At 58.5% G+C, this 22,954-nt stretch carries 20 protein-coding genes; 13 read left to right on the top strand and 7 right to left on the bottom strand.

Annotation, left to right across the window (positions count from 1 at the left end; translation table 11 throughout):
• Positions 1-365 precede the first annotated feature (365 nt).
• On the top strand, positions 366-1,292 hold the full coding sequence (locus tag KSAC_RS06885; protein WP_132304842.1) for a LysR family transcriptional regulator: 927 nt from the start codon (positions 366-368) through the stop codon (positions 1,290-1,292).
• A 122-nt stretch (positions 1,293-1,414) separates the two neighbouring features.
• Here the strand turns inward: KSAC_RS06885 and KSAC_RS06880 are convergent, their stop codons facing one another.
• From KSAC_RS06880 to KSAC_RS06870, 3 genes are all read right to left on the bottom strand, one after another.
• Positions 1,415-2,314 carry a LysR family transcriptional regulator gene (locus KSAC_RS06880; RefSeq protein WP_132304840.1) on the bottom strand — a complete coding sequence of 300 codons (900 nt, stop codon included), beginning with the start codon at positions 2,312-2,314 and terminating at the stop codon, positions 1,415-1,417.
• A 108-nt stretch (positions 2,315-2,422) separates the two neighbouring features.
• A complete protein-coding gene (locus KSAC_RS06875; protein WP_132304838.1) occupies positions 2,423-3,292 on the bottom strand; it encodes a LysR family transcriptional regulator in 870 nt (289 codons plus the stop codon).
• Between the two features lie 59 nt (positions 3,293-3,351).
• Complete coding sequence (locus tag KSAC_RS06870) at positions 3,352-4,767, bottom strand: amidohydrolase (RefSeq protein WP_341812859.1); 1,416 nt, start codon at positions 4,765-4,767, stop codon at positions 3,352-3,354.
• Positions 4,768-5,125: 358 nt separating this feature from the next.
• On the opposite strand from KSAC_RS06870, the gene KSAC_RS06865 reads away from it, so the two are divergent.
• The 6 genes from KSAC_RS06865 (at position 5,126) to KSAC_RS06840 (ending at position 13,067) form a co-directional block, all read left to right on the top strand.
• A complete protein-coding gene (locus KSAC_RS06865) occupies positions 5,126-7,453 on the top strand; it encodes a TonB-dependent receptor (RefSeq protein ID WP_165927296.1) in 2,328 nt (775 codons plus the stop codon).
• 79 nt (positions 7,454-7,532) lie between these two features.
• Positions 7,533-8,831: an MFS transporter gene (locus tag KSAC_RS06860; RefSeq protein ID WP_102323068.1), complete on the top strand. Its 1,299-nt coding sequence runs from the start codon at positions 7,533-7,535 to the stop codon at positions 8,829-8,831.
• Between the two features lie 21 nt (positions 8,832-8,852).
• Positions 8,853-10,169 (top strand): CapA family protein, encoded by a 1,317-nt coding sequence (locus KSAC_RS06855; RefSeq protein ID WP_110546699.1) that lies wholly within the window; start codon positions 8,853-8,855, stop codon positions 10,167-10,169.
• Positions 10,170-10,293: 124 nt separating this feature from the next.
• Positions 10,294-10,722: a VOC family protein gene (locus KSAC_RS06850; RefSeq protein WP_102323070.1), complete on the top strand. Its 429-nt coding sequence runs from the start codon at positions 10,294-10,296 to the stop codon at positions 10,720-10,722.
• A 10-nt stretch (positions 10,723-10,732) separates the two neighbouring features.
• A complete protein-coding gene (locus tag KSAC_RS06845; RefSeq protein WP_207918778.1) occupies positions 10,733-12,025 on the top strand; it encodes a Zn-dependent hydrolase in 1,293 nt (430 codons plus the stop codon).
• An 85-nt stretch (positions 12,026-12,110) separates the two neighbouring features.
• Entirely contained in the window at positions 12,111-13,067 is a 957-nt protein-coding gene (locus tag KSAC_RS06840; RefSeq protein ID WP_132304834.1) for an NAD(P)-dependent oxidoreductase, read from the top strand.
• A gap of 26 nt (positions 13,068-13,093) precedes the next feature.
• Here KSAC_RS06840 and KSAC_RS06835 read toward each other — a convergent pair whose 3' ends face one another.
• The 3 genes from KSAC_RS06835 to KSAC_RS06825 all read right to left on the bottom strand — a co-directional run bounded on the left by KSAC_RS06835 (position 13,094) and on the right by KSAC_RS06825 (position 16,101).
• Positions 13,094-13,846 (bottom strand): copper resistance protein B, encoded by a 753-nt coding sequence (locus KSAC_RS06835; protein ID WP_243705360.1) that lies wholly within the window; start codon positions 13,844-13,846, stop codon positions 13,094-13,096.
• Positions 13,847-13,872: 26 nt separating this feature from the next.
• Positions 13,873-15,654, bottom strand: coding sequence for a copper resistance system multicopper oxidase (locus tag KSAC_RS06830; RefSeq protein ID WP_102323073.1), 1,782 nt, complete (start codon positions 15,652-15,654; stop codon positions 13,873-13,875).
• A gap of 78 nt (positions 15,655-15,732) precedes the next feature.
• Positions 15,733-16,101, bottom strand: coding sequence for a hypothetical protein (locus tag KSAC_RS06825; RefSeq protein WP_132304830.1), 369 nt, complete (start codon positions 16,099-16,101; stop codon positions 15,733-15,735).
• A gap of 257 nt (positions 16,102-16,358) precedes the next feature.
• Between KSAC_RS06825 and KSAC_RS06820 the strand changes: the two genes are divergently transcribed.
• The 5 genes from KSAC_RS06820 to KSAC_RS06800 all read left to right on the top strand — a co-directional run bounded on the left by KSAC_RS06820 (position 16,359) and on the right by KSAC_RS06800 (position 21,518).
• Complete coding sequence (locus tag KSAC_RS06820) at positions 16,359-17,261, top strand: LysR substrate-binding domain-containing protein (RefSeq protein WP_165927295.1); 903 nt, start codon at positions 16,359-16,361, stop codon at positions 17,259-17,261.
• A gap of 111 nt (positions 17,262-17,372) precedes the next feature.
• Positions 17,373-18,623 (top strand): aromatic ring-hydroxylating oxygenase subunit alpha, encoded by a 1,251-nt coding sequence (locus KSAC_RS06815; protein ID WP_132304826.1) that lies wholly within the window; start codon positions 17,373-17,375, stop codon positions 18,621-18,623.
• Between the two features lie 299 nt (positions 18,624-18,922).
• Positions 18,923-19,702 (top strand): SDR family NAD(P)-dependent oxidoreductase, encoded by a 780-nt coding sequence (locus KSAC_RS06810; RefSeq protein ID WP_118963618.1) that lies wholly within the window; start codon positions 18,923-18,925, stop codon positions 19,700-19,702.
• Between the two features lie 44 nt (positions 19,703-19,746).
• Entirely contained in the window at positions 19,747-20,919 is a 1,173-nt protein-coding gene (locus KSAC_RS06805; RefSeq protein WP_132304824.1) for an NAD(P)/FAD-dependent oxidoreductase, read from the top strand.
• Between the two features lie 254 nt (positions 20,920-21,173).
• Positions 21,174-21,518, top strand: coding sequence for a metal-sensitive transcriptional regulator (locus KSAC_RS06800; protein ID WP_132306146.1), 345 nt, complete (start codon positions 21,174-21,176; stop codon positions 21,516-21,518).
• A gap of 6 nt (positions 21,519-21,524) precedes the next feature.
• On the opposite strand, the gene KSAC_RS06795 is transcribed toward KSAC_RS06800, so the two are convergent.
• On the bottom strand, positions 21,525-22,337 hold the full coding sequence (locus KSAC_RS06795) for an IS5 family transposase (protein WP_132303502.1): 813 nt from the start codon (positions 22,335-22,337) through the stop codon (positions 21,525-21,527).
• A 139-nt stretch (positions 22,338-22,476) separates the two neighbouring features.
• Here KSAC_RS06795 and KSAC_RS17245 point away from each other — a divergent pair, with 139 nt between their 5' ends.
• Entirely contained in the window at positions 22,477-22,887 is a 411-nt protein-coding gene (locus tag KSAC_RS17245) for a hypothetical protein (RefSeq protein ID WP_165927294.1), read from the top strand.
• Positions 22,888-22,954 lie beyond the last annotated feature (67 nt).

Genomic DNA, 22,954 nt, shown 5'->3' with positions numbered 1-22,954 from the left:
TTGGCTGGCTATGACATACCTGATCAAACGCATGTCCTTTGCACGCATGGGTCATGCGGGGCGGCATCCACGGCAGGGTGCCTTGAAGAATCTGGCCGGTTTCATTCTACAGGCCAACGGAAGCGAAGGCAGAAACTGAACACAATGGAGGCAGGGTAAATCCCTGATCTGCCTCACCCGGAAATGGATGGCTTGCGTCCGGAGGGAAAACGCCTTGCGTATGGAAAATGCCAGTGTTTCGTGCCGGATTTCAGAAAATGCACACCCCGTGTCATTGTTTAAGGGAAGAAAGACGTCACATCGGGCATGCGCGACGGGATCTGTAAAACGGGTTTGATAAAGTACGGTTATTGTCTGGGGGGAATGTGTTTTTAAAGCAGCTTTATTACCTTCGTGAGATCGACAGGCTTCGCAGCTTTTCAAAGGCCGCGGATGTGTGCAACGTCTCGCAGCCCGCGCTTTCGCGTGCAATCCGGCAACTGGAACATGAACTCGGGGTCACTATTGTTGATCGCAGGAAGAAGGTCTTCGGTCTGACGGCGGAAGGCGCGCGTGTCATGAAATGGGCAAATGACATCCTGCGTAACGTTGCGGAGATGCGTAATGAAATTTCCCTGTCGAAAGAGGATATTGCCGGAGCCATCAAGATTGGCGTAATCCCGACTGCGGTGCATATCGTCCCGGTCCTGATGGACGCGATAAAGGAAAAGATCGGGGATTTTTCCTGTGATGTCTCTGTTCTGCCCAATGCGGAAATAATCGGGAAACTGGCCAGTAAACAACTGGATATCGGGATCATGTATTATGATCAGTGTCCGCAGGCGCAGGCCTTCATGGTAAGGGCGCTTTATACGGAACAGCAGGTTCTTGCAGGAACGTCGGCTTACGTTTTTCCTTGTCAGGATGAAATCAGTTGGGAAGAAGCTGCCACATTTCCGCTTGCGCTACTGAGCAAGGGCATGCGTTGCCGGCAACTGGTGGATATTGGATTCCAGACAGCGGGGGTGGTCCCCATCATTCGGCTGGAAACCGCGTCACTTGAACTGATCCATGCCCGGATAATGTCTGGCGCACTGGCAACCATACTGCCGCTTTCTTCCTTTCCCCTGCGCGTGCCCCCAACCGGACTGCTGCAGATGCGGCGGCTTGCCGGTTTTTCACCGGGGTCAATCGGTCTGGTAAGGCTGAGCGAACATCCGCCTTCGGATTTTGTGGCACAGGTCTGGAAAGTCGGTCTGGAAACAGATTTCCGCCAGCAGATTGACAATCTGTGCTGGCCACGCCCGAATTGATGCGCTGGTCGACCCGGATCGGGACATATCGTTCGGGCGCACTGTAGCAATGGCGCCAGAGGGTATGTTCATGGTTGCGCGAAAAGGTGACACGTTCGGGATGCCACACTCTGCGCCCCGGCCTACGCGTTGTGCGCCACGATGTTCTGCGCGACAGGAAGGGGGGCCTGCAGGATTTCCAGCAACCGGTTGATCAGGCGGCGTCGCGGGGCGTTGCGCTGGGACAGGAAACCGAGGTTCCGGCACGGAGCAGGCGCAGGAAGCGCGATTTTTTTCAGATGCACCCCATCAGGCCAGGGCAGCGCCCAGTCCGGTACAAGGGATACGCCAGTGCCCTGATTGACGATGATGGCGATGGCATCAAGGGAGTCCAGTTCCAGACGTTCATGGGGCCATATCCCGTTACGGCGTAGATATTCGTCAGCCAACCGCCCGCCCCACTGGTTACGGTCATAACGGATGAACGGATTATGCCGTAGGATCGCATGCGGGTCCGTATCGGTGACACTTTCCGAAGTGATGACAACCAGCGGTTCGGAACGCAGCGTCTGCCATACACAGGTTGCTGAAATATCGAACGGCGGCTCAACAATAAAGGCCGCGTCAATAATCCCGTCCAGAACAGCATTGTGCAGCACGGATGATGAACCCGGCGTGATGTGCAGTTCGACGCCGGGGTAGCATTCGAAAAACCGTTTGAGGTAAGGCGGCAGCAACCCGTTCGCCGCACTGGATATTGCGCCCAGCTTCAGTTTGCCCACCGGGGTATCGCTGGTGGCGATGGTGCGCAGTTCCTGAATGCTGGTTATCACAGCGCGGCTCTGTTCAAGGATGGCCAGCCCGTTTTCGGTCGGGTGGACGGAGCGTCCTTCACGCTGGACCAGTGCGCAGCCGATTTCATCTTCCAGCGTGCGGATACGTTGCGCCACGGTGGCGGGTGTCAGGCGCAACTGTCGCGCCGCGCCAGCGATGGATCCCTGTTCAACCACAATCAGGAAACTTTCGAGGAAGCGGGTATCCATGGATTGATTCTCTATTACTGTATCAGAAAAATATCGGAAGGTTGCGTCTGTCCAGCGTGCTGCAAAGTATTGGCTGGCATTTACATCTGCCCGCAGGCGGCCTGTTGCTTATGTTTTTCGGGATTGCAGCAGGGGTTCCATCTGCCGGATGAGCGTCGCATGCGGGGATGCGTGCTGCCACAGGATGCCGATATGACGCAGGAGTGGGGGCGTGGACACGGGCACCTTCCGGATTTTTAGCCCTTCGGGCCAGGGCGGCAGCCAGTCCGGCACCAGCGATACGCCAACCTTCTCGCTTACCATCAGGGCAATGGCTTCAAGGGAATCCAGTTCAAGCTGCTGGGTCGGGAAAATCCGGTTTTCGCGCAGGAACGCATCCGCCACCCTGCCGCCCCACTGGGTCCGGTCATAGCGAAGGAACATGTTTTCCTTCAGGATCTTTAACGGGTTCGTTTCCGTGCAGCTTTCGGGCACCAGCACGATCAGCGGTTCCGACAGCAGCCTTTTCCAGCCGCAGGTTTTCGGAATGGAAAAGGGCGGTTCCACAATCAGCGCCCCGTCAAGCTGACCTTCAACCACATCATGATACAGCTTTATGGATTGTCCCGGTGTCACGTGCAGGTCGATTTTGGGGTAATCCACAAAGAACTGTCGCAGCATGAAAGGCAGGATGCCGGTCATCGCGGTCGAGATCGCGCCGATTTTCAGTTCACCCGCGAACTCGTTATGTGTTGCGATGGCCTTCAGGTCTTCCACGCCGCGTATAAGCAGGCGGTTTTTTTCAATAATGCCCAGCCCCGCCGCCGTTGGCGTGACGCTGCGTCCCGCGCGGACCAGAAGCGGCTGCCTGATTTCATCTTCCAGCGCCTTGATGCGTTGGGCAACCGCAGCGGGGGTCAGTCCCAGATGGCGTGCCGCATCCGCTATGGAACCCCGTTCCACTATGGCAAGAAAGCTTTCCAGAAAACGCGTATCCATGGGCGGTATCTTTCCTTCCGGTAGCGGGCGCACGCCCTGAGTTATGGGAACAGGCGGCGTCAGTCCTGCAAGCTGGCCTGAACGGGCGGATGCGTATCGGGGGGAATAGGGCACGTATAGGGCTGTTCAGCAAGGCGGGCGGCATGGTCTTCGCGTGCCTGCGCCAACAGTTCGGGTGACAGGAAAAGCTGTGTTGCCGTAAGCGCCATCGCCCGGGCGACATGGATCATTCCCGTATGCGCGATGGACGATTTGCCCTGCGCCGTCATCTGCCATGAATGGAGCGGCGTGCCGATGGCGCAGGTGGCCCCCAGCGCCTGCACGGTCGGGACTGTCCAACTGACATCGCCGACATCTGTTGAACCGAGGGAAAATATCCCATCGGATGGCAGGATGAAATCGGTCAGGGCAATATCGCGGCGGCGGCGGCCAATCTGGCGAAAGGCTGCGTCAATTTCATCAGACGAAAGGGTTGCCTGAATTTCCCTGGCAAAAATATTGTCCGCGTCGCTGAAACGGGGCGGTCCGATTTCCATGAAGCTTTCATGCAGGATTTTTTCCAGCGGCGGGCAGGGCAGAAGATTGGCCACGCCCGCAGTCACATGGCTGGTAACGGTTGTTCCCGTCATCAGGGCGGCGCCCTCGGCTACCTGCTTTACCCGTTCGGTCAGGGGGGACAGGTCCGCCAGTGCTTCCGTCCGCACGGAATAGCGCACCACGGCCCGGGACTGGACAACATTGGGCGCACTGCCGCCTGCATCGACATAGGCATAATGGATACGCGACGTGGGCAGCATGTGTTCGCGCAGGTAATTCACGCCAACATTCATGAGTTCAACCGCATCAAGGGCCGAACGGCCCAGATGCGGGCTGGCTGCGGCATGCGCGGAACGACCACTGAAGGTGAAGTCCATGCGCATGTTTGCAAGGGACGAAGGCGGTAATACACCGCAAAAGGCGGTCGGATGCCACGAAATGGCGGCATCCACATCCTTGAAGGCCCCTGCCCGGACCATGAAGCCCTTGCCCGCCCCGCCTTCTTCCGCCGGGCAGCCGTAATATCGTACCCGCCCCGGCATCCCGCTGGCGCGCAGCCACCGCGCAACGGCTGCGGCGGCAAGAAGCGATGCCGCCCCCAGCAGGTTATGCCCGCATCCATGGCCGTTGGCAGATGTCGTGACAGGGCGACAGATACCAGCCTGTGCCGCAAGGCCGGGCAGGGCGTCATATTCACCCAGAAAGGCGATAACGGGGCCTGCTGTTCCGCTTTCACCCATTACGGCGGTGGGAATGCCAGCGACATGCGGTGTCACGGTAAATCCCTGTTCGTGCAGCATCGCGGTATGCAGCTCGCAGGAGCGCCGTTCCTCGTAACAGAGTTCAGGCGTATCCCACACGGCATCCCCCAGCGCGATGGCGGCGGGGGCGAGCGCATCCACATGAGTGCCGATATCTTCGAGGTTACGCATTTCCATGGGGCATGATCCGCAGAAGGGGAAAGGAGGGCTGCCTGCGCAGCCTGAATGTTACTTTATAATAATGTAAATCAGGTGGATGGCCATGCGAGCTTATGCGACATTGGGGCTGAAAAGAAGGTTTTTATGATGGTTTGGGAGGGAAGAAAAAGGGTCTGATTATTGATATTTAGCAGATTTTTGCGGGTTGCAGGGTATATGAAAATGTTATTGCATAGTTTTAATATCTTTTGAACCAAGAACTAATAGCTATTTGTCGCTGAAAAGTTATGTTCTGAATATGCAACATAGTGGTTCCGATCTGGTCGCCCCGGTCGGTGATATGGAGCAGGAGTTCAGAATGTTTGCGGTCCAGCATATGCGACACAAATCCGTCATGGGGCATGCCTTTCGCAGTTTCCTGATGTTGTCCGTCTATACGGGTGGCCTGCCCGCGGGTGTCGCGCTGGCTGCAACCGTAACGGATGAAAAACAGCGCAGGACGCCAGTCGTTGCGCATCATGCCGCATCAACCCCGCAGGCCCATGACCACCACGCGGCCCCCGAAGTGATCAGTGTTACCCGCACGCGCCGCCCCTTCAGCGCGGACCAGCACCGGGCAGGCAATACCACCAACCTGACCGCCGAAGAACTGGTGACGCATCACGTCACGACCGTCGAGGATATCCAGAATCTGGTGCCCAACCTGACCATCCAGACGGAGGGTGGTTCCAACGTGCCGGATTATTACCTGCGCGGTATCGGCATGCAGGATTATACCCAGAACAACATGTCATCCGTCATGACGTATTTTGATGGCGTGCCCTACACCATCACGGCCATGAGCTCGGGGCAGATGTTCGATGTGGCGTCAGTTGGCGTGGACCCCGGCCCGGTCGGTTTCGAGCATGGCATAGCCGATACCGGGGGCGAAGTCCGGATCACCACCAATGATCCGACCAAAACCCTGCATTATGGCGTGTCAGAGGATATCGCCAGCTACGCACGCAGCAAGACCAACTTCTATGTATCGGGGCCCATCACGAAGCGGCTGCAGTTCCGCATCGCGGGGCAGATGCTCGAAGGTGGCGCGTTCCGTTACAACCGCGTCAATGGGGAATCGCTGGGGCGCGCCAATGAAGGTGCGCTGCGTGCCAAGCTGGCCTGGCAGCCGGATGACAAAACGAACATCAAGCTGACGGGTAACTGGTCGCAGGATTCATCCGAAGCGGATGCGGGCTTCATTCTTGGCGATAACAGCAACATCCTGCCGCGCGATCGCGATATCTATGCCACGGGGTGGAGCCTGAACCCGCAATACGCCAAAATTCTGGGGATCTCGCCCAACAGCAAGCCGTCCTATAACGACATGCAGTGGGGCATCAACCTGGATATGGAGCGGGATCTGGGCTGGGCCAGACTGACCACCATATCGTCCTTCCAGCAGCAGCAGCGCCACGAATACATCGACCGCGATGCGGAAGCGTACCGTTCGGGTGACAGTTACCTGACGGGCAGCACGAATGTGTTTTCACAGGAAATACGCCTGTCAGGCCGGGTGCTGGATGACCGTCTGCAGTGGGTGACGGGCATGTATTACAACCGCGTGCGCGCATCGGGCGAAAACTGGTTCGACTATACCGACCGTTCGGGAAAGTACTATTTCCAGAACAGTGCGCACGTTCAGCCACAGCAGGATTTCGCGCAGTTCGTGAACCTGACCTACAGCCTGACGCACAAGCTGCGCCTTACCTTCGGGCTGGAACACCAGACCGACGACCGCCAGTTCCTGGATGACGCCGTCTACCGCTACAATCCCGTGACGCTGGCCCGGACCTACAGTCAGGTCTTTGGCAATCATGGCACGCTGACAAACCAGTTTTCGGGCAAGGTCGGGATCAACTATCAGGTCCAGCCCAACGTAATGCTGTATGCCGATATCCGTCGTGGCGTGAAGCCCGGTGGCTTTACGGCCAATACGACGCTGACCGAACAGCAGGCCGCAGGCTTCAAGCCCGAATGGCTGATGGCTTACGAAGTGGGCTTCAAGAGCGAATTCTTCAATCACCGCCTGCGCATCAATGGTGCCGCGTTCTGGGATTCCTATCATGACCAGCAGTATTTCTCGTATATTCTGGTTCCCAACTGGGGCACGGTCGGTTCCTATGTAAACGTGCCGCGTTCGCATATTTTCGGCACGGAACTGTCGATCAGCGCCCATCCCGTCCGTGGCCTGACACTGTCGCAGAATGTTGGCTACCAGCGCGGCACCTATGATGATTTCCAGGTGCTGAATGTTCAGGCGGTCAGCGCCTATTACGCGCGCACCGGCACGTGGAAGTCCTTTACGGACAGCTATAACGGCGCGGATATGGGTATTCCCAAGCTGACCCTGAACGGAACCGTTTCCTACGAAACGCGGCCTGTATTCGGCAAATATACCGTTACGATGGAAGGCGATTATTCCTACCGTGGCGCGCAGGATACCGTGCCGCGTGGCACCGGGGCCTATCTGCTGCCGTCCTACTTCCTGATGAACGGCAGCGTGACGTTCAAGCCGGTCAGGGGGCCGTGGTCGGTCACGGCCTATGCCACGAACATTCTCAACCGTGACTACATTGTCAGCCGCACGCTGGCGACAACGGTGAACATGGGTATTTCCGGACAGCCGCGCTTTGTCGGCGGGCGTTTCGCCTACAATTTCTGACCGGAATACTTCTGCATCATTTGAAACAGGTCCTCTGTCCGCGCCCCGGTGCGGACAGGCGGCACGATGGGGTGGGACAATGAAAGATATCCAGACAAGACTGTATCATCGTCTCAACTGGCGCATCATGTCGTGGATTATCGTGATCTACCTGATGGACAGCATAGACCGGACAAATCTGGGCTTTGCCCGGACCCATATCTCGCACGATGTGGGGCTGGATGCGACGCAGTTCGGATTTGCTGCCGGTATTTTCTTTATCGGTCTGGTGCTGTTCGAAATTCCCATAAGCCTGTGGGCGTCGAAGGTCGGCGCACCGCGGACATTTGCCCGTATCATGGTGCTGTGGGGCATGACCTCGGCGGCGACCGGCTTTATCCATAGCCGCGAGAGTTTCTATATCCTGCGCTTCCTGCTGGGGGTATTTGAAGCCGGGTTTGCGCCCACCTGCACTTATTATCTGGCGCGCTGGTATCCTGAAAACCGGATGTCGGGCGTCATTTTCTGGCACCAGCTTTCCCTGCCGCTGGCCGGAATCCTGATTGGTCCCGTATCGGGATGGCTGCTGTCGCATTTCGATCAGGTCGGCGGTCTGGCGGGCTGGCGGTGGATGTTCGTGATGGAAGGGCTGCCTTCCGTCCTGCTGGGCATCGTCATCGTGTTTGTCCTGCCCCGCACGCCGATGGATGCAAAATGGCTTTCCGCGGGGGAACGCCAGATCATCGAAGGCTGGAGTGTCCGGCGCAACGTGCGGCATGTCGCCTTTTCCGCCGTGATCCGCGATCCGGCGATCTATCTTCTGTCGCTGGGGTTCTTCGCCCTGATGGCAGGCATGTACATGCTCAATTTCTGGCTGCCATCCCTCATTCATGAAGCCGGGGTGCATTCGCCCATGGCGGTGGGGCTGTATTCGTCCTTTCCGTATGTCGTGTCCGTCGCCTCCATGGCGTACTGGAGCGCGCGTTCTGACAGGAAGAAGGAACGCAGTTTCCACTGCTATGCCCCGGCCCTGCTGGCCAGTGCGTGCTTTGTGCTGACAACGGTCGTGCCGAATGTCTTTGCGCTCCAGCTTGTCATTCTGGCTGGTGCGACGGCGGGCATCTATGCCTCCTACGTCGTGTTCTGGGCGCTGGCCGCCAATGTATTCCAGGGCAGTGCCGCGACCGGCGGTTTCGCCCTGATCAATGCCATCGGGCTGTGGGGCGGTTTTATCAGCCCCATGGCCGTGGGCAAGCTGACCACCCTTACGGGAACCCTGTCCGCCGGCATGGTGTGCATGGGGATTACGGTTGCCCTTGGTGCGGCCATCCTGTGGTCTGTCACCCGGACCCTTACGCGGGGCGATGTCCGCTCTGACATGCCTGCCGAAATTGTCTAATTCCTGCTGAAAGAAACAGAAATGAAAGTCTGCCTTACGGGTGACAGCATCGTGCTGCGACGGTTGAATACGGATGTGGACCCGGTATGCGCGCCACTGTTCGACATGATCCGTGAATGTGATGCCTCGTTCACCAATCTTGAGATCATGCCCAGTGATTATCAGGGTGATCCGGCGCTGGATCATGGCGGGTCGCATTTCAGTGCGCATCCGTGGATTCTGGACGAACTGCGCACCGCCGGTTTCGACCTGTTCGCGGCGGCGACCAACCACTGTCTTGATTACAGTATTTCCGGCCTGAGGATTGCAATCGAGGAACTCAGGAAGCGCGAACTCCTGTATGCCGGTGTCGGACTGACACTGGAGGAGGCGCGTCGCCCCGCCTATTACAGCCATACCAGGGGTACGGTTTCGATGCTGTCGTGCTGCTCCACTTTTGCGCGCGGGCAGGAGGCTGCCGATCAGACACGCAGCATGCAGGGGCGCCCCGGTCTCAATCCGCTGCATTTCACCACCACCTATCAGGTGCGGCCTGAAGAACTGGCCATGCTGCGCAGCGTTTCCACCGGTCTTGGTCTGGAAAAGATCAAGGAAGAACAGATCAAGCTGGGCTTTGGCTATCCCGCGCCCGAAGGCACGCTGACACTGGATGGCACCCGTTTTGTCGAAGGGCCGCAGACGCGCATCCTGACCACGCCCAATACCCGCGATGTGGAAGAAATCGGACGCTGGGTGCGCGAGGCGCGTGTCGTTTCCGATGTGGTGATCGTAAGCGTGCATACCCACGAAGTGGGTTATGACGAAGACGGGAATATAAGCTGGGAAAAGCCGGGTGCGTTTCTGGAAACCTTTGCACGTGAAGTCATCGATCAGGGGGCTGATATCGTGGTGTGCCACGGCCAGCATCTGCTCAAGGGGATGGAGTTGTACAAGGGAAAGCCGATTTTCTACAGCCTTGGCAACTTTATTGGCCAGAATGAACTGGTCGATATGCTGCCTGAAGATTCCTATACCTTCTACAAGGTGGATACCGACGTGACACCGCATCAGGTGTACAAGACCCGGACCCTTAACGATACGAAGGGCTTTCCTGCCGATCGGCGTTTCTGGGAAACGCTGCTGCCCGTGTGTGAATTCGATGGGAACGGCAATCTTGCGTCCATGGAAATCCATCCCGTCTCCCTCGGGCTGGGGCGCTCCGCCCACCGTCGCGGGCTGCCGTTCCTGGCGACGGGGGATGAGGCGCAGCACATCCTCACCCGTTTCGAGGATCTGTGTCGTCCTTACGGCACCCATTTCCGCCGCGAAGGGGAAAAGCTGGTTCTGGAACGGAGCTGAAAATCTTCTGCGTCGATAAGGCGTAAACAGAAACATTTTCTTGCGTGTGAAGTCATATATTCATGTTATTGCGCCAAAAAACCGCATGATATGAATACGTTATTTGTAACTTTGTGGTGTATTCATGGCTAATCCCTTCCATATTGCCTTCCCTGTCGATGATCTGGATGCCGCCCGGGCGTTTTACGGAACCGTTCTGGGGTGCCCGGAAGGGCGCAGCACGGATACGTGGATCGATTTCGACCTGTATGGCCATCAGGTTGTAACGCACCTGATCCCCGATGCCTGCCATTCCGCCGCAGGAAAAGGCAGCGGGGCGGTGGACGGGCATAATGTGCCCATCCCGCATTTTGGTGTCGTGCTGGACATGGATGACTGGAAAGCACTGGCCGACCGGCTGCGTGCCCACGACATCGCATTCGGCATGGAGCCGACCATCCGTTTCGCCGGTCTGCCCGGTGAACAGGCCACCATGTTTTTCTGCGACCCTGCGGGCAATGCGCTGGAGTTCAAGGCGTTCGCGGACATGACCCAGCTTTTCACCAAGCAGTAAGGACCCCGTTATGGCCAGTTCCCTCATGTCCACCCAATGTCCCGCGCCGGTTCTGGACGCCGCTCTGGGGCAGCGGGTCTTCGCACGACTGCACGAAATCGGTTTTGACGGACGGGGCATGACGCGCCCGTCGTATGGGGAAGGGGAGAACCGCGCCCACGCCCTGTTCGAAAGCGTGGCATGGGAACATGGCCTTGAGGTCCGCCGGGACTGGGCTGCGAACCTGTTCATCACCATTCCGGGCCAGAACCGCAGCCTGCCTGCCGTCATGACCGGCTCCCACGCGGATACCGTTCCGTGCGGTGGTAATTTTGATGGCGCGGCGGGTGCCGTGGCGGGGCTGCTGGTGCTGTGTGCATGGGCAAGGGCTGGCTACCGGCCCGAGCGGGACACGACGCTTATTGTCACCCGGGCGGAGGAGAGTGTCTGGTTTCCCATTTCCTATCTGGGCAGCCGGACGGCCTTTGGCCTGCTTGACCCCGCGTTGCTGGATACACCACGCAGCGATGACGGGACCAGCCTGCGTGAACACATGCTTGCCTGTGGCGCTCAGCCCGAACTGTGCGGCAGGGCGTCCGTGCTGAATGCGGCGGATATCGACTGTTTTGTAGAACTGCATATCGAACAGGGTCCGGTTCTGCTGGAAGCGGATGTTCCGGTGGGGATCGTGACCGGTATATGCGGCAGCACGCGCTATCGTTCCGCCGTCATTCATGGGCAGTACGCCCATTCTGGCGCCACGCCGCGGCGCTTCCGTTCCGATTCCGTCATGGCCGGGGCCAGCATGATGATGGCCCTGCATGAGGCATGGCGGCAGGTTGAGGCGGAAGGGGAAGAAATGACCCTGACCTTTGGCGTGTGCCAGACCGATCCCGCGCAGGCCAACTTCGCCGCCGTGCCGGGCAGGCTGGAGCTGGTCATCGACATCCGTTCGCGTAATGAGGACCTGCTTGAACGGATGAACGGACTGGTTATCGAACAGGCCCGGCGTGTCGAGAGCGACTTTAACGTAACCGTCGATCTGGGACCGCGCACGCGCAGTACCCCGGCCATCATGGATGCGGGGTTGCAGGCTGAAGCGGAAAAACTTGCCGCCAGCATGAACATCCCGGTCGTGTCGATGGCCAGCGGCGCGGGACATGACGCCGCAACATTCGCGGGGCAGGGCATTCCCACGGAAATGCTGTTCGTGCGCAATGAAAACGGCAGCCATAACCCGGACGAAAGCATGGAGTTCGATGACTTCCTGTATGGCGTAAGGCTGCTGGAACACCTGTTGCGTCAGCGCGCCAGCAGGCCCTGAAACCGGGGGCGGGCGGTGCCCTGTGGCACCGGCCCCGTAATATGCACTGGCACCCTGATTTTATACCCGACGTGGAAATGGCATCATGAGCACCTGCTTCATAACGCAACCCATTCACCCCGAAGCGGTGCGGTTCCTGCATGAACAGGGACTCCGGACGCGTTTTGCCACCATGCCCACGATGGAAGCCGTCATTGCGGAGGTCGGAGATGCCGAGGCGGTCATAACCCGTGACCTTGGTTTCAGCGCCGAAGCGGTGGCGGCGGCCCCGGCGCTGCGTATCATCGCATGCCATGGTTCGGGCACCAACAGGATAGCAGTGGCGGCAGCAGCCAGGCGGGGTATTCCCGTCACCCGTGCGGTTGATGCGAACAGCCGCTCCGTTGCTGAAATGACCATCGCCCTCATGCTGGCGGGTGCGCGGCGGATATGCCCAGCCGATGCGGCCGTCCGGCAGGGAAACTGGGGTTTCCGTTACGAAGGGGCGGGAACGGAACTGCATCGCAAGACCCTGGCCCTGGTCGGGTTCGGGGCGATTGCCCGTCATGTCGCGCAGATTGCGGGCCACGGTCTGGGCATGAAGGTCGCGGCGTGGTCCCCCAGCGTGCCCGATGATGTTTTTGCAGCCCATGATGTGGTGCGCGTTGCGTGTATCGAGGACCTGCTGGTGCAGGCGGATGTGCTTTCCCTGCACCGTCCGGCATCAGCTTCCGGCCAGCCACTTCTGGACGCGAAGCATCTGGAACTGCTTCCCGGTCATGCCATTATTGTCAATACAAGCCGGGGTAGCGCCATTGATACGCGCGCACTGACTGAAATGCTGAAGGCGGGGCGGCTGGGGGCAGCGGCCCTTGATGTCCTGCCGCAGGAACCTCCGCTGCCAGATGAAGCGGCCCTTTCCTGCCCGGGCATGACCCTCACCCCCCATATGGGTGCGACGACGGAAGAAGCCCTGATCCGCATGGCCATGATGTGCGCGCACCAGATCATGGACTGTCTGGGCGGCAGGGTGCCTGCCCATATCGTCTCACCACCTGCGTAAATCTCAAACGACTTCCCTGCGCCCGGTCAGAACCAGCTTCGTATACCGAAGCTGAAACGAAGTGATCCGCTATCTCCATGCTGGTCATGTACGATCCGGCGGGCCTGCGTAAGATAACCGTCATAGGTAACGGCCACGTAAGGCGCGAATTTCCGCCATATCTCGTAACGCAGGCGTAGCCCCGCATCGACATCGGACAGACCGGCGCCGACCTGACGGGCTGGATCGGACTTGGTGTACAGGTTGAATTCCGCCTGTGGCTGCAGGATCAGGCGATTGGTCAGCAGAAAGTCGTATGACCCTTCGATACGGGTTGCAAACCGGCCCCGGTCACTGACATAGGCGGTAGCCTGAAATTCGAATTCATACAGTGCCAGTCCCTGCACGCCCAGTGCGCCCCATGTGCGTGTCGGGCCGTCATCAATATCGGCGCGCACTCCGGTCTGGACATTGAAATAGGGCGAAATGGCCCGGCTGTAGAGCAGTTCATGGTCGCCATCGCCCAGCCTGCCGCGTTCCAGCGTGCCTTCGGATTTCAGCCATACCCTGTTGTAATCCGTGCCGTACCACGCTTCCCCATCCCAGCGGAAATCCGACCCGCCGGGGGCGTAACGTCCTTCGAATTCATCAAGAATGCCATGGAAATAGCTGGCCTGATCCATTACCGGCTTCATCCCGCCCAGATAGACAACCGGGGTGGATGTTGCGGCATCGGCGGCGTGGTAGGTCGTGCCGGTAACAGCCTGCGCCAGCGCGGGTATGGGCAGGACCGAAAGCATGAAGGTCACGGCGCGCAGGATATGGTTCATGACACGATGACCGTGCGGAACATGCCCATCTCCATATGCAGCATGAGGTGGCAGTGATAGGCCCACATGCCCGGCACATCCGCCGTGACCAGATAACTCAGCCGCGACCCCGGCTGGGAAATGATGGTGTGTTTGTAGGGGCGGTATTCGTCCTGACCGTTTTCCAGTTCGCTCCATAATCCGTGCAGATGGATGGGGTGTTCCATCATCGTGTCGTTGATGAGGGTAAAGCGCACGCGCTCACCCAGCTTCAGGCGGATCGGACCAGATTCAGAAAACTTCCGTCCGTTGAACCCCCATATGTAGCGTTCCATGTTACCGGTCAGGTGCATGATGATTTCGCGCGACGGGGGGCGTGGATCGGTTCCCGGTCGTGTGGCGCGAAGCTGCGTGTAATTCAGGACGCGACGCCCGTTATGTTCCAGCCCGTCACCGGGGCTGGCCAGACGGTCTGCCGGCATTCTGGCGACGTTCTGGTTTTCCACGTTCAGGGGCGGCGGTCCGGGGTCATCCACCTCCATGTGCGGGGCGTTCATATGGTCCATGGATGACATGTCCATGCCGTCCATATCGGCCATGTCGTCGTCTTTTTTCATGTCGGACATGTCCATGCCTTTCATGGAACCGCCGGGCTTCATGTCCCCCATGCCCATATCGATCATGGTGCGGACAGGGCGCGGGTCCATTGGCGGCACGGTGCCGCGCATGCCCGGCTGCGGGGCGAGCGTGCCGCGCGCGTAGCCCGTGCGGTCCTCGCTCTGGGCAAAGATCGTGTAGGCACGGCTGTCTTTCGGCTGGACAATGACATCATACGTCTCGGCCACGCCAATACGGAATTCATCGACCGGCACGGGTTCGACCGCATTGCCATCCGCCTGCACCACCAGCATTTCCAGACCCGGTATGCGCACATCGAAGAAGGTCATGGACGAACTGTTGATAAAACGCAGGCGCACCCGTTCACCGGGACGGAACAGGCCGCTCCAGTTCATGTCCGGCGCATGGCCGTTCAGCAGGTAGGTGTAGATGATGCCGGTCACATCTGAAATGTCGGTCGCGGCCATGCGCATGCGTGACCACGCAAGGCGGTCCTTCAGCGCAGCCATGGCGCTTCCCGCGGCACGGGCCTCCCGCGGGAAGGACGCGGCCGTGCGCTGGCGGAATACGTAATAGTCGTCCTGCATTTTCAGATTGCTCATGATGTCCGTCGGCGGGACATCAGTCCATTCCGACAGCACGATGACATAATCGCGGGTGCAGGCATGTGGGTCCGGCTGCACGGGATCAATCACGATCGCCCCATACAGGCCCTGCGCTTCCTGCATGCCGGAATGGCTGTGGTACCAGTAGGTGCCGCTTTGTCTTACGGGGAAGCGGTAGGTGAAGGTTTCCCCCGGCGGGATGCCGGTAAAGCTCAGTCCTGGTACGCCATCCATGTTGGCGGGCAGGCGGATACCATGCCAGTGCAGGGAGGTATCTTCATCGCGCAATGTGTTGGTGACGTTGATGGCGACCGTATCGCCCTCCCGCCAGCGCAGGATGGGAGCGGGCACGCTGCCACCGATGCACGGGGCATGCAGGACCTTGCGGTCGATTTCAATACGGTTGCGGCCAACACTCAGGTTCCACGTCGCGCATGATGTAGCCGGGGGTATGCCGGCTGCCATCGTGCCTGCGTGTGACGGGCGGGGAAGGGCGGAGACAAGCCCCCCTGCGCCAAGACCCGTGACAAAACGGCGTCGTGTCAGGCCGCCCCGCTTGCGGGACGGAATATGCATAGGGATAAATCCAGAATAAAGCTGTCAGGCGCTGCCATCCCGTCCGGGCGGCAGGACATGAAACGCGCCATATGGCGTTTAGCTGTTCTGGATTCTGGGTGGTCGCAGGGGCGGCAGCCAGTCGCCACCTGCGCGGTGCGTCTGCCTGTGAAATGCAAAATCCGGCCTGCCGGTTCCGGCCAGACCGGCAGGACGCAGCAAGGCGGCAGGCGATGACAGATCGGGCGCACAGACATGCACATGGCAGCACGGATCTTTATGATGCGCATGTTCTGTAGCAGGCGACGGCTGTTGATGGGAAAGGCAGTGTGTTTCCATCATCCCCGGGCAGTTGCCCGTTGCCGGATGCGCCTGGGCGGAAACGGGGACAGCACTGCCCAGCAGCCCCGCCAGCATAAGCAGGCAGGCCGCAATACCAATCCATATCCGGCCATGTGTCCTGACCATTCAGGGCTCCCGCGCACAGATGAACCATGTGCCTTTTGACCCCTGTTATACCCATGGGGGGCATGAGGAAAAGGGTTTTCTTGCCGTCCTTTCGGTAACGGGAGCGTGAAAAATGGTCTTGACGCATGGTTTTCCGAGCAGCCCGACTGTCCTGCCTGTATTGCGGCATGTTCCATGCTTGCCAAACCCGCACGACCGGAACAGGCTGTGACAGGGCGACTTTGCGGTGCGCGCCGGCAGCAGGGCGGGGAATGAAAGTGTCTTTTAAAAGGAATGTCCCCTCCATCAGCGCGCTTGTCACATTTGAGGCAGCAAGCCGCCTGCGCAGCTTTACCGCTGCCGCGCGTGAACTCGGCGTCAGTCAGGCCGCCGTCAGTCGGCAGGTCCGCCTGCTGGAGACCGATTTCGGCGTCCAGCTTTTCCATCGCGCCCATCGCGCGGTGGAACCGACGCAGGCCGGGGCACGACTGGGTCGGACGCTCAGCACGGCCTTCGATACGATCAGTCAGGACATAGACGCCATCCGCTCCCCCCGCGATGGGAATACGCTCAGCGTGGGTGGGTCGCTGGCCTTTACACAGTTCTGGCTCATGTCCCGCCTGCCGGAATTCCGTGAGCGTTATCCGGGGATCAGGATACGCGTCGTCTCGCAGGATGAACCCTTTGACCTGCGCACGGATGAAGTCGATGTCATGGTCAGGTTCGGCGTGCCGCCACTGACGGGCGGACGGAGTGTCAGCAGCGTGGGGGATATGGTCTTTCCCGTCTGCGCGCCGGGTTTCATCAGGGCAGAGGAGACGCGCGGCCTGCATGACCTGCCCCTGATCGGGAGTGATGCGCCGGACCCGACATGGATGCAGTGGGGGCAGTGGTTCCGCCATGTCGGTCTGGACGGGCCGCCGCCGGGTGTTACCCTGCACTGCAATCACTATACCGATGCGATCCTTGCCGCGATGGCGGGTCAGGGGGTGGCACTGGGCTGGGAGCTGCTGGTCGCGGACCTTCTGCATTCGGGCAAGCTGGTGCGGTTGGGGGAACTGGCTGTGTCCTCGCCCGCCCATTACACGATCATGCTGCCTGAACATCGTGATAGCCATCCGGTGGTGCATGATTTCGCGCACTGGCTGGCGGGCAGGCTGGACGCCGTGCCACCGCCCTGACTTTCCATAAATACAGGTTATGGATCGCAGGATTTTTTATGCCGTTGACGCAAAAGGTGGGGACACGCAGGCTCGTTACGATATCGTATCTCCAACAGGGACCAGATACCCATGCAAGGCCAGCAGACATCCATCCCCGCCCTCCTGCGTTCACGCAAGCCCGGCTTTACGCTTCCGGCGGACCTGTACTGCCGGTCAGATGTGTTCGATGCCGATATGGACGTGTTTTTTCACCGGCACTGGATATTTGTCGGTCTGGAATGCGACGTGCCGGAACCGGGTGATATCTACAGTGTCGATTTTGGCCCGACCAGTATCGTTCTGGTGCGTGGCGATGATGAACAGGTACGGGCGTTTTACAATGTCTGTCGCCACCGGGGCGCGCGTATAGCCCCGCCGGGGCGTGATGTCGTGGGCAAGCTGGTCTGCCCCTATCACCAGTGGGTTTATGACCTGTCGGGCGATCTGGTGCATGCGCGTGATATGGGGGATGATTTTGACCATGCCTGCCATGGGCTGCGCCGCGTCAACCTGCGCAATATCGGGGGACTGCTGTTCGCCTGCCTGTCCGATGATGCGCCGTCCGATATTGCCGATCTTGAAACGACAATGCTGCCACGGCTGGCGCCATACGATCTGGCCCATGCGAAAGTCGCCTTCGAAGCCGATATCATCGAGGAGGGGAACTGGAAGCTGGTCATTGAAAACAACCGCGAATGCTATCACTGTGCTGCAAACCACCCCGAACTGTGTACGTCTTTCATCGCGCTTGATTTCGGTTACGATCCGGCAGGTCTGGAGGGCGCGGAGCGTGCGCAAGCGGACGCACATGAAGCGCTTTACACAACCCGCATGAAGGAATGGGAAGCGCAGGGCTTTCCGTCCCGTGCGGTGGAGCATGTGGCGGGCCATGTCACCAATTTTCGCACCCAGCGCCTGATGATGGCGGGGCCGGGTGAATCACAGACCCCCGATGGCCGTGCGGCATGCAGTCGTCTGCTTGGACATATGACGCGCAAGGATCTGGGGGATGTGCATCTGTGGACGCATAATTCATGGCATCACTTCATGGGGGACCATGCACTGTCCGTCATTGTGATCCCCCTGTCACCGGACCGGACGCTGGTGCGCACCAAATGGCTGGTCCATCAGGATGCGGTTGAAGGCGTGGATTATGACGTGGAAAACCTGACCGCCGTATGGAAGGCCACAAACGTGCAGGATGCGGAACTGGTCGGTCTGGCGCAGCAGGGGGTAAGCAATTACGGCTACCAGCCCGGTCCGTATTCCCGTTTCACCGAACAGCAGCTTGATACGTTCATGACATGGTACGTCGATCGCATGCAGGCCAATGGTTACTGATTACCTGTTGATGGAGTAATCTTGAAGTAGAAGGGTAATGTAACGGTCTTTCAGGGCTGCTGCATTGCCCTGTCAGTCCGCTTTCAGCCGGTGGCTCATGCTGTTTGCCACCGGCTGGAAGTTTCATATCGGAACTGTTGCATCTTCGTTTTAATCATATAACATCTACCGTAAGGCATAAAGGCCGGTATGATTTTATAATATATGGTCCATTTCCTGATCGTCTGCCGCGTCCTGCAGGTCGCGGTCCGGTACGGGGCAGGTCATTGCGTTACCGAACCGATATGGAAGGTGCAGACATGAAGCTGAAAGACAAGGTCGCGGTTATTACCGGTGGCGCACAGGGACTGGGCCGCGCCTGCGCGGAACGCTTTATCGCGGACGGCGCAAAAGTTGTCATCGGGGATATCGCCGGTTCCGAAATGGCGCAGACGCAGGAAGACCTGGGTGGTGCCGATGTTATCCGGGCCGTCGAATGCGATGTCAGCAGGCGCGAAGAAATCGAACGTCTGATAGCCTGCGCCGTCGATGCCTTCGGTCGGGTGGACATCATGCTCAATAATGCAGGCATCGCCCGCGCACAGGATTTCCTTGATATTACCGAGGCCGATTACAACACGGTCATGGACATCAATCTGAAGGGGGCGTTTTTCGGCGCACAGATCGCAGCGCGCCAGATGATCGCACAGGGTGAGGGCGGGGTCATCATCAACATGTCCTCGGTCAACGCGCATCTGGCCATTCCCACCCTTGCGACCTATGCCATGTCCAAGGGCGGGATGAAGCAGTTGACCTCCGTCGCGGCGGTTGCGCTGGCACCACATAACATACGTGTCGTAGCCATCGGGCCGGGCACGATCCTGACGGAACTGGCGGCCAAGGCCGTATTCAGCAGCGATGCAGCGCGCCGTTCCGTCATGTCGCGCACGCCCGCCGGTCGGTGTGGCCTGCCGTCGGAGGTTGCATCCGTAGCCTCCTTCCTTGCCAGCGATGACGCATCTTACATCACCGGGCAGACCATCTATCCTGATGGTGGGCGGATGGTCCTTAACTATACAGTGCCCGTTGCCGACGCCTGACAGGTTCATATTGCCAGTCAGGGCCATGCAGGGTGGAGGGCTATATGTCGACGGATAAAGAGCGGGTACTGATTGCCGGTGGTGCCATCATGGGCAGCTTCGCCGCCTATTATCTGCGCAGGCTGGGTTTCGAGGGCGATATTACCGTTATCGAAGCCGATCCAACCTATGTCAGATCCTCTACCGCATTATCGGCTGCCTCCATCCGCACGCAGTTTGGCTGTCCCATCAATATCCATATGAGCCTGTTCGGGGCGGACCTGTTCAGGAATATCACAAAGGAATTCGGTCCCGATGCCGATATCGGGTTCGTGGAACGTGGCTATCTGATTATCGGGTCGGAAGCGCAGAAAGCGGCACGAAGCGCCGGTGTGGCGATGCAGAATGCCGAAGGGGCACAGGTTGCCGCCCTGAACCCCGATATGGCCCAAAAACAGTTTCCGTGGCTGAACGTAAGCAATATTGGCATTGCCACCTACGGTCTTGCCAATGAGGGCTGGTTCGACGCCTGGTCCCTGCTGCAACTGGTGCGCTCGGCTGCCCGTCGCCTCGGTGTAACCTATGTCACGGGGCGGGTCGATGCGGTTATGGTCCACGGCGCGCGGGCAACAGGCGTCAGAATGGATGATGGCACGGTCCTGCCTGGGCAGTGGTGCATCAATGCCACGGGGGCGACGGCAGCCCATATCGTTCGTGATGTATTGCCGCCTTTACCTGTTGAACCCCGAAAAAGGACGGCCTTTTCAATAAAGGCGCCTTTGGCGGCCGATAATTTTCCAATGCTGTTTGATGATTCCGGCGCATGGATCAGGCCGGAAGGGCAGGGCTTCATAGCCGGAATTGCACCGGATACGGCGGCGGACCCGGATGCGACGGGTGACTTTGAGCCGTCCTATGACCTGCTGGAAGATATACTCTGGCCAGCCCTTGCCCATCGTGTTCCCGCCCTTGAAAACCTGCGGATGGAACGGGCATGGGCCGGGCATTATGAAGTCAATACGCTGGACCATAACGCTATTATCGGACCGCATGATGAAATCGGTAATCTGTTTTTCATGAACGGGTTTTCCGGTCATGGCGTCATGCACGCCCCCGCCGCCGGGCGTGGTATCGCGGAGTGTATTCTGTGGGGGAAATATCAGACACTTGATCTGTCTCCGTTGGGAATGAAACGCATCCGTTCCGGCACCGCCCTGCATGAAACGGTTGTGTATTGAGGCGTCACCAGACGTGAAGGTGCAGGATTAACCATTATACCGGATATGGAATAGAAACTTTCCCGATTATTATATTTCCATAGCATATGCAGTGAGCCGTCATTTAACCCCTTATCAATAACCATATCGCTTTATTATGTACATCTATCCGACATCGCATTCATGGTGGAGATGTAGCAGGTCGCTGCGGGCTATCATGGCGCATCCGTTCAGGTATGATGGCGCCAGTGGCGAAGCAGTATGGGGTAAATCATATGGCAAAGAAAAAACGGCAGGCAAAAAAAGCCGCAGCAGCCTGCTTGCAGTGCGATGTGCAGCCCGAAACCAAAAAAGTCGAACAGCCCCATAAAAAAGCGCTGGTCAATCGTGTACGCCGGATTGAAGGTCAGGTCGGCGGCGTTCTGAACATGATTGAGGAAGACCGCTATTGCGTCGATATCCTTACGCAGATATCGGCAGTAAAATCGGCGCTGGACGGGGTCGCGGTCAAGATACTTTCAAACCACGCCCAGGGGTGTGTGCGCAAAGCCGTAATGGAAGACGGGGGCGAGGATGTTATTGGTGAACTGCTCGGGATCATACGGAAACTGATCCGCTAGAGGGTGTTATGCACTTTGGGCGAGCAGTTGAGCGGCATTTCTGAGCATGAAGCCAGCGAAGGCGATGGTGTGCATTGCGGCGAGGGTTGAGGCGCAGCGCTCGTAGTCTTTTACGAGCCTTCTGCACCGTGTCGCCCATGCGAACGATCTCTCCACGATCCATCGTCGGGGCAGCAGCACAAAACCCCGCTTTGCCTGAGGCAGCCTGACGATTTCGAGGGTGATATCCTGCTCTCTGGCAGCTTTCGCCGGTTTTGATCCGGTATAGCCCTGATCAGCCCATGCCAGTTCAACGCTACCGTCTGTTGCCTGCTGAATGGCTTGCGCGAGCGGAGCGACTTCTGCCCGATCATCTCTGTCTGCCGGGGTGACGTGCAGGGCCAGAAGATGCCCTAGGGTGTCGACCGCCATGTGCAGCTTCGATCCCTTTTTTCTTTTCGCGCCATCATACCCGGCGCGTGAACCACTCTCAGGGGTTGAGCGCAGTGTCCGGCTGTCGATAATCGCCGTTGTCGGCTCGGCCTGCTTTCCTGCAGCCAGACGCAGCACGGCCCGGAGATCGTGGACGACAACCTCGAAACATCCTGCGTCCATCCAGCGCCGGGATTGCTGATAAACCGCAGTCCACGGTGGCAGATCGTTCGGCATCGCGCGCCATGCTATACCGTAACGGATCACATACCGCAGGCCGTTGAACAACTCTCTCAGATCATGATGTCGCTGCTCTGCATCCTCTTTCATCAGAAGGAGATAGGGAACAATCAGAGACCACTCTTCGTCACTGATATCAGACGGATACGGTTTGCGAGCAGTATTCATCCACATATTCTGCAACAATTACACAAAAAAGTACATAACACCCTCTAGGTTCGGGACGCGCGGATCTGAAGGCATATATCTGATTCAGGCTCCGCATGGATGGTCGTCGGGTGTTGAAGCATCATGTTGGTTAAGCGCAATGGCCTGCGCTGACGTGATGCACCACAGATCGCATGAACCTAAAGCTGCATGCTGTGATGGACATGAATGGGATGTCCCCCGAATTTCTGATCAGACTGCTGCTGTCATTTTTCTGGACAACTTTCAAAAAGCGCGACGGCTGCTGCCAGACAATGGTTATGACGCCAACTGGTTCCGGGATGCGCCGGAAGTCCGAAGGATCAAGCCATATATTCGGGATAACAAACCCGAAAAAATCCATCCGGTACAGACCCGAAAACCGGATGGGGATCATGTCCGGCAGGTCAAAACTGACGGCCGGTTTCCTTTACGTTGTGGCGGATATCCAGCCCTTTTCTTCTGCGCGATCTGCTTCGTTGCTATCGTTATGTTCTGGCCATGTGTCCTGCGTCTAATGAACGACCCGTAGGAGCGGTAGAATCTGCAGATAAATCCGGCGCTGTGGTTCGTTTGTAATATTTTGCCCCATGCGCATG

The organism is Komagataeibacter saccharivorans (assembly GCF_004348195.1).
In the GTDB taxonomy this organism is placed as follows: domain Bacteria; phylum Pseudomonadota; class Alphaproteobacteria; order Acetobacterales; family Acetobacteraceae; genus Komagataeibacter; species Komagataeibacter saccharivorans.
This window is presented reverse-complemented; position numbering and strand designations above follow the sequence as displayed.